This is a genomic window from Dyadobacter flavalbus, from assembly GCF_006149045.1.
GTDB classification, from domain to species: Bacteria; Bacteroidota; Bacteroidia; order Cytophagales; family Spirosomataceae; genus Dyadobacter; species Dyadobacter flavalbus.
This window is the reverse complement of the sequence record NZ_VBSN01000058.1, coordinates 1-7,149: the sequence shown is the minus strand read 5'-3', so window position 1 is coordinate 7,149 and position 7,149 is coordinate 1. Positions and strand designations below refer to the sequence as shown.

At 36.3% G+C, this 7,149-nt stretch carries 10 protein-coding genes; 1 reads left to right on the top strand and 9 read right to left on the bottom strand.

Annotated features, from left to right (window positions below):
• Window positions 1-274, bottom strand: a 274-nt coding sequence (locus FEM33_RS19110; protein WP_139013600.1) for a ParA family protein, incomplete at its 3' end; no start/stop codon positions are given.
• Between the two features lie 694 nt (window positions 275-968).
• On the opposite strand from FEM33_RS19110, the gene FEM33_RS19105 reads away from it, so the two are divergent.
• The gene (locus tag FEM33_RS19105) at window positions 969-1,889 is read left to right on the top strand and encodes a replication initiation protein (RefSeq protein WP_139013599.1); all 921 of its coding nucleotides are present in this window, start codon (window positions 969-971) and stop codon (window positions 1,887-1,889) included.
• A gap of 1,158 nt (window positions 1,890-3,047) precedes the next feature.
• Here FEM33_RS19105 and FEM33_RS27105 read toward each other — a convergent pair.
• The 8 genes from FEM33_RS27105 to FEM33_RS19065 all read right to left on the bottom strand — a co-directional run.
• Window positions 3,048-3,284, bottom strand: a complete 237-nt coding sequence (locus FEM33_RS27105) for a PLDc N-terminal domain-containing protein (RefSeq protein WP_374756441.1) — start codon at window positions 3,282-3,284, stop codon at window positions 3,048-3,050.
• A 253-nt stretch (window positions 3,285-3,537) separates the two neighbouring features.
• Window positions 3,538-3,792 carry a hypothetical protein gene (locus FEM33_RS19095; RefSeq protein ID WP_139013597.1) on the bottom strand — a complete coding sequence of 85 codons (255 nt, stop codon included), beginning with the start codon at window positions 3,790-3,792 and terminating at the stop codon, window positions 3,538-3,540.
• A 72-nt stretch (window positions 3,793-3,864) separates the two neighbouring features.
• Window positions 3,865-4,713 (bottom strand): DUF5712 family protein, encoded by an 849-nt coding sequence (locus FEM33_RS19090; protein WP_139013596.1) that lies wholly within the window; start codon window positions 4,711-4,713, stop codon window positions 3,865-3,867.
• A 1-nt stretch (window position 4,714) separates the two neighbouring features.
• Window positions 4,715-5,347 carry a BfmA/BtgA family mobilization protein gene (locus FEM33_RS19085; protein ID WP_139013595.1) on the bottom strand — a complete coding sequence of 211 codons (633 nt, stop codon included), beginning with the start codon at window positions 5,345-5,347 and terminating at the stop codon, window positions 4,715-4,717.
• A 464-nt stretch (window positions 5,348-5,811) separates the two neighbouring features.
• A complete protein-coding gene (locus FEM33_RS19080) occupies window positions 5,812-6,138 on the bottom strand; it encodes a hypothetical protein (RefSeq protein ID WP_138280685.1) in 327 nt (108 codons plus the stop codon).
• Window positions 6,128-6,328 carry a hypothetical protein gene (locus FEM33_RS19075; RefSeq protein WP_139013594.1) on the bottom strand — a complete coding sequence of 67 codons (201 nt, stop codon included), beginning with the start codon at window positions 6,326-6,328 and terminating at the stop codon, window positions 6,128-6,130. Before FEM33_RS19075 ends, FEM33_RS19080 begins: the two co-directional genes overlap by 11 nt.
• A 28-nt stretch (window positions 6,329-6,356) precedes the next feature.
• Complete coding sequence (locus FEM33_RS19070; RefSeq protein WP_139013593.1) at window positions 6,357-6,614, bottom strand: hypothetical protein; 258 nt, start codon at window positions 6,612-6,614, stop codon at window positions 6,357-6,359.
• Window positions 6,615-6,693: 79 nt separating this feature from the next.
• A partial coding sequence (locus FEM33_RS19065; protein WP_139013592.1) for a ParA family protein occupies window positions 6,694-7,149 on the bottom strand: 456 nt, incomplete at its 5' end.

Sequence of the window (7,149 nt, the reverse complement as noted above, 5' to 3'; positions counted from 1 at the left end):
ATATTTTAAAAAGCTCAGGCAAACGACTTGATAAGTATGGTGGAGTATCAACTACAATCAAATCATAAGACAACTTTTGAATCTGATCGAACTGGTCTTCAGTAATAATCGATAAGTCAGAAAAATCGTTTTTTAGATCTGCAATACTTCCTTGCACATCAATGTCTACTAAAGCAACTGATAACTCTTCCTGAAAGCAAATAGCCAGATTTAAAGCTAGTGTACTTTTTCCTACACCGCCTTTCTGATGGGCTATGGTAATGATTTTTGCCATAGCCAAATTTACTAGAATTATAAATTATACTATTACATAATTCCAAAACTAAATACATAAATACATATTTATAGAATTATAGATTTATGTATTTATAGTAAAAAGCTGATTTAATGAATAATTTTTGGCAAATGACCTCCTAATCAGTGGATGATTGAAATTTATTTTTGTTGGTACTGACATGGCAATCGGTTTTGTATATACGAGGCTCGATAAATATTGCAATACAATTGACGGCAGGAATTGCAAACCTGATCATACGTACCTTACTTTTTCTTCATTTCAAATTGATTGTAAACAAACCACTTTTCATAAGCTATAACTAATTTATTAGTTGCCGCGCGCTCTGTTTAAATTTGCTTTTGCTGATTTTGTTCTTTTTTGATTTTATGTTTTGGCTTACGGATTAATCCTAGCCTTAAATGATATTTTTTCACATCACAATTTGTGTATTTTAATTATTTGTTTTATTTGCAGGGGGTCTTAACTATTTATATATCAGTATGTTGCATCGTTTAAAAACGAGTTTTTATAAGTTAAAAACGAGTTTTTATAAGTTAAAAACGAGTTTTTATAAGTTAAAAACGAGTTTTTATAAGTTAAAAAACGAGTTTTTATAAGTTAAAAACGAGTGATAAAAACGATACTTGTTTTTATCACTCGTTTTTAACTTATTTGTAATAAAATTTGCTTTATGAAAAAGGAAAATTCACCCGAGATCAGGCAGCACAATGCTATTACTACAGCCCGGTTTGATTACTCTGCTTGTCAATTAGATATTCTCTTTTACTTACTTTCTAAAATCAAAAAGGAAGACACCTATAATCAGGAGTATCAGATATATGTTAACGAAGTTGAATTTATAACTGGTCGAACCTGGAATTATCAACAGCTGCGCGAAGCTACAGCAGATATGGGGTCTCGTATGTTTGAGATTAACACATCAAACAGCTATAAACAAATATGGATGTTCCAAAAAGTAGAATACATGACTGGACAAGGATTTCTAAAAATTAAGCTTTCAGAAGATATCCGACCATTTTTGTTTGAGCTAAAAGATAATTTCACTTCCTTTCAATTGCATTCTGCTTTGAAGCTTTCCAGCAAATATGCTAAGCGAATATATCAGCTCTCTAGCCAGTGGAAGGATATTGGAGAGACAAAAGCATATGATCTTGAAGAATTAAAAATTATGCTGAAGCTGAAAGATCCTACTGGTAAAAGCAATGAACAGTTCGAGAGAATTAGTGACTTCAAAAAGTTTGTTTTAGATATTGCTGTCCGTCAAATTAATAAACATACGGACTTGAAAATCAGTTACAACTTAATCAAGCAAGGAAGATCTTTTCAAAGCATTCGATTTTACATCCATTCTCAGACACCTGAACTGCTACCCATTCTTTTTGATCAACCAATAGAAGATATACGTCAGCAAAATGCCCAGCAAATCCTAAATGATTTGGGGATAAAAGACATAAAGATTGTTCAGCAAATTTTAGCTGAGAAACCTCTTACAGAAGCATTATTTAAATTTAACTATGATTTAAAAACAGGTAAGGTTAAAGCCGCTAAGAACCCTGCTGGGCTTTTACTCAAAATATTAGGCATTCGGTAGCAAAAACAGCAATTTTAACTTAGATAAAGCAAGTAACTGAAGGAAAAGGAAACTTAGAATATAACCAAATATTATATGCCATGTAGATCCTGGCGGTTGTGCAACAGCCAGCCACCTTCGTTTTTTAGACAATTTTATAGATAAAATTTCGAACATGTAGTATCCTTTTGTATAAGACAAAATTTTAGCCATTTTATAACTTTTTATTGTTTAGCTTCCTTAATAAATAATAGGAGGTGATAAAAACTAATATTGAAAAAATGATGTCAAAAATCAAAATGAAGTTATACTCGAATCTTGGTGAACCAAATGATCGGTTTAATTGGTAGGGTATTAGATTGAACGCACTAGCCGAACCTAAAACCAAATACAGAAATATTAAGGATATAAAAAATGAGATGCCTATATAGAAAAGTTGCACTTTCATACCTTAAATTCATTTAATTCTACTAACGATATTGGACTCTATTCAGACATTGCTAGAATCTTAAAAAGTTTTTTATCAACTTTCGTTTTTTGAGACAGATGAATAGATAAAGGCTACACAATGAAGAAATAGCTAAAAGGGAAGAAAAGCTCCAAAATAAAATGGGAAGTGAACATTCCACAATTTTTACACTGCTCTCATTTTTCTAATACTTGGCTACTTGGATTAATTAGATCTTCTGCTGCTGCTTCAATCCGGACTCTATACTTTTCCATAAGTTTTCTGGGTCTACTTCGATTAACTCCCTTTTGCAATACGGGTTTTGGCCTTTTTAACCTTTTTTACAAAAGAAGCGCTGTAAGGACTCTTTCACGCTTTTCTGAGTAGAAACATGCCATACCCTTTTACAAGGCTCTGGCCGCCTCAATAATGCGCTTATCTTCGGTGTCTATGATAAAATTGAGCATTTCTCTTTTTAAGCAAATATAGCCAAAATGGAATGCATGCACTCCTAGACAATAAGATTTAGATTGAGTAGCATTGTCTCATTAACTCAGGTGCACAGTTATAAGTAATATATTGATTTGTGAGATAACAAATTAATACACTTTTTACGTCGTGTAAGACATTCAGATCATGGTCGGCGTCAGTCGCAAAAAACGGACGTTTGTGAAACGGGCACTATGAGGTTTCTTCGCCCAGAAACTCAAGATACTGGCGTAGATACGCCCTTACCGTTGGTTCGACAAATGTTGCGCTGACCTCCCGTAATATAAGTAAATCAGCGTTCCTAGAAATGGGAAGAAAAGAATTACAATTAGCCAGAGTAATTTTGGGAGGGCGGCTAGATCTTTATTAGAAAATAGATCGACGATCGTCCATATCACAACCGAGTAAAATAGGATTAAAATCGAAATCAGAAAAAGCTCCTGATTTCCGAGTCCAAACAATGAAGTGAATATGGTCATACTAATTAAATAAGTAGTTGGATAACAGCATAAATATAAAGACTGAATACCTCTTTTCAAATAGTCTTTCACCTTTTTTATGTTTGATATATGTTCTCAAAAAACCCTCGAAGGTGAGACGGCTTTGCCTGGGCAGATTAGGGACACAACGGCAGAGCCCCACTTACTTGTACAATCTCAAGAACTTCGCCAAAAGCCTAGCTACCCTCTTGTTCTGTGTTTTGTTGTTTAACATAAAATCCGTTATAAAAACTCACCGGTAGGTTTCTGGGATTTGTCCTGCTTCTGGTCCTTGGTTAGAGGTATCCATATTTGCATTTTTCAAATCAGATAACCTTTGAAGTTCAATTGTAGATTCACCTAGCAATGTTATCATATCCTGCAATATTCCTGAATGATAAGCTGCTTTCAGAACTGTACCGTTAAAAGCATACTTCCGAAGTCTATTTAACTGATTTTCAATTAAATGCAAATCATTTCTGATTTCAATTAGTTGTTTTTCATTCATGATCCGGCTGATTAAGAAAATTCACCGCCTGTAAAAAAATCATTCCAGATTGCTGACTAGCACCCTATATTTTCACATACCAAAACCAAAACCTCTCTTTTTCTGCTGTTCCTGGTGTGGCCTGACTTCCGGCTGCTGCACCAGCTCTTTCTTTTCCCTTTTGTTCTGCTCGACAGCCTGGCTCTGCTCTTTGGCTTGTTTTTCTTGGTGGCGCCGCTCGGCCACAATCATATCGGCGCGCTGCATGGCAGTCCCGTTAAGCATTACCTTCCGGTACTGGAACATTTCAGATAGCTCACGTTCATAGCCAAACGTTCGGTCAAAAGCTTTCTCGCAGCGCTCTGTAAAATCCAGCCGGTTAAACTGCCCAAATTTCTGGCTGTGACTAGCATTGCTCCCCTGGTGGTTGGTCATGGGGCTAATTAGCCGGCCGTTGTCTGCCGTCTTGCGGCTCACGATCAACTGCGCATGCATGTGGCTCCCTTCCTTTGCTTCGCCGCGCCTGCGGAGGCCCTGCTTTACTTCCGGATCTTCATGGGTGTAATAACGGTTGTACTCGATCTTGCCGTAGTACTTGATATCCTGCTCAGATAGCCCTTTATTAAAATTCTCTGCATACTCTTTCATTACTTCACGCGCAAATACTTTCAGCTTTTGCGGATCATTGCCAATATGGTCGAGCTCCTTTCCAGAAGGGCTGATATTAATCAGGTAAAACTTGGCTTCGGTCTTTTTAAGCTTGGCCACATTCTGATCGATCCCGATTTTAACCTGGTCAGGCCCGATATCATCACACCCCTGGTCAAACCACAACTCTTTTTTGCCCAGCTTCTGGTTTTCCTTTTCCAGGTAATCGGTCAGCTGCCCGCAGCTGCCGGTATTGCCGCCCGTTTCACTGGCGGTAATATTAACATGTGCCATATCAGATAGATTTGAATTGGCTCCGGGTTTCATCCTGGAGCTTTTTAACGGCTGCCGAACTTCCAAAGGAATTCAGTACCGAATTCAGATCTTCACGCTCACGTATATAATTCTCAAAAAGAAGGACAAAATGACTCCGTATGCGGTCCTTTTCCTTTCGCAAATCTGAAATAGTACCCTGGAAATTCTTTACTTCTGCCAGCAGTGTTTCTACTAGTCCACTGGTCTTTCCCTGTGCTGTCAGCGAAGCTTTTGAATCCTTGTGTAGAAGACGGACCATTTCCATAAAATGACCTGCTACTTGTTGATCTTCATTTTCACCAAAATAAAACCGCAGCAGCCTTGACTGCTTACGGAATTGCTCGTGCTGAAGCTTTTGCTCAGCAAGCATAGGCGCTAGGATATCTTTCTCCTGGACTTTGACAAAGCTGATGATCCGGTTAATGCCTTGCCCAAGCTCTTTCTTTAAAAGCTCGTCGCTCAAATCTGATGGGTCTTTCTTGGATTTGTAAAAATAGTCGACCATCTCAGCAAGCAGATCCTGCTTGCTGCGCCCCAGCTTCTCGGCGATTTTACCGAATTTCTCATCGGTTGCCTCTGTAAAACGGACCGACTTATTATACTTCTTTTCCATAGCTTAATATATCTTTTGATATACTCAAATAAGCTATTTAAGTCCATATAGGCAATATTAAGTCTTAAAATATATTTATTATATACTAATAATGTTCATATAAATATTTAATAAACTGAATATCAATATTTTAGCCTCGCAGAGCAAGAATGAATTATCGCACAGCGTAATTCCTTCTTGCTTCTATAAATAGAACAAGTGGGAAAGGAAAAAGAATGATAAATTTTCTTCAGAATATAGGTGAATTGCAAGAGAGAAATAGCTAGATGCTGTGAATTAAGGGGCTTACAGGGAGATATCAGGATGACACAAGGGTTTTAAGTTGTTTGATCTTGGCTGATTTTAACTGGGTTCTTTATTTGATTTAATTCTGTTCTATAATGGAGTTATAATGGATGTTTTTATCTATTTCTGTTCAATAATCGCTTTATGGCTGTTCTCCAGTTTGATTTTATAATAACAACCTAGGAGATATCACGAAGTAAATAACGGATCATCTCATCTGGAATAGTATCTTTCTCGGACTTGTCGTAAATAGATAATAAGTAAATGGATTCTCGCTGAACTTTAACATAGGTAATCAAACGTCCACCTCCACTCTTACCTCGTCCCTTGCTCTTAATTGCAAAGCGAACCTTATAGCAATTCTTAAAAACCTCATCTCCTTGCATAGGATTTTCTAGTAAACTTCTTTGTAATTGCAAAAGGTCTGATTTTAAAGAAGGGTACTTTTTAGCAATCTTTTTGAGTTCTCGCTCAAAATTAGGAGTAGCAATTATACTAAAGCTCATTCAATAAATCTTCTAAAGACTTTGGCTTTACTTCTCCCATTTCGATTAATTCTACTTCCTTTAAACCAGTCCGGATACTAGCTGCTAGATCGTAAGCTTCTGCTTTACGTTCCAATTCTTTCCAGTCTTTTATTGGCAGCTGAACGGCCGTTATCTTACCTTGATTGTTAGCTAAAAATTGTATGTTCATTGTTATAATAGTATTTAAGCAATTACAATTAATTTGTAGATACAGCTTCTTTTAAATAAGCTTCAATGGCCTGAGTAGTAATATCCTTTAATGACAACTCATTCTCTATACCATAAGACTTCATCCGCTTTACTAAGTCTTTAGATATCCAAACATTTAGCTGAGCAGTTGCAATTTTAGCTTCCTCTTTTGATACTGGCTTCACTTCTTGAATAGGCATTTTTGGTTGCTCTGACTTTAACCGGTTAGCTAATCCACCCATCCGTTCTTTATAATCATTACCCATATAACATCTACATTTATGTATTTATGTAAATGCAAAAATATGTATTTATGTAATATGCATTTACATAATCTTCATTATTTTAGGAAATTGCTTCTACTATTTCTTCTGCTAATGAAGTAATCTCTTCTTTGGCTTTGGGATCTTCTCCGTTTAGTACTCCTCCCGTTAAAGGCGACCGAGTAAAACTTACCCGGTCATGTATAATAGTTTCCAGTAAAGGAATGGATAAAGTTTTCAGTAGCTCCTGGACTTCACTTGTAACACCAGAACGAGGCTTAACCATATTCAGTACAATACCTGACTTTAAAGAATGATGTTTCTTTCTTGCTTCTTCAATCAACTGCAACGTAGAACGAATTGCCATAACATCAAAAAAGCCAGCTTTTGTAGGTACTAAAACATAGTCGGATATTTTAAAAAGCTCAGGCAAACGACTTGATAAGTATGGTGGAGTATCAACTACAATCAAATCATAAGACAACTTTTGAATCTGATCGAACTGGTCTTCAGTAATAATCGATAAGTCAGAAAAATC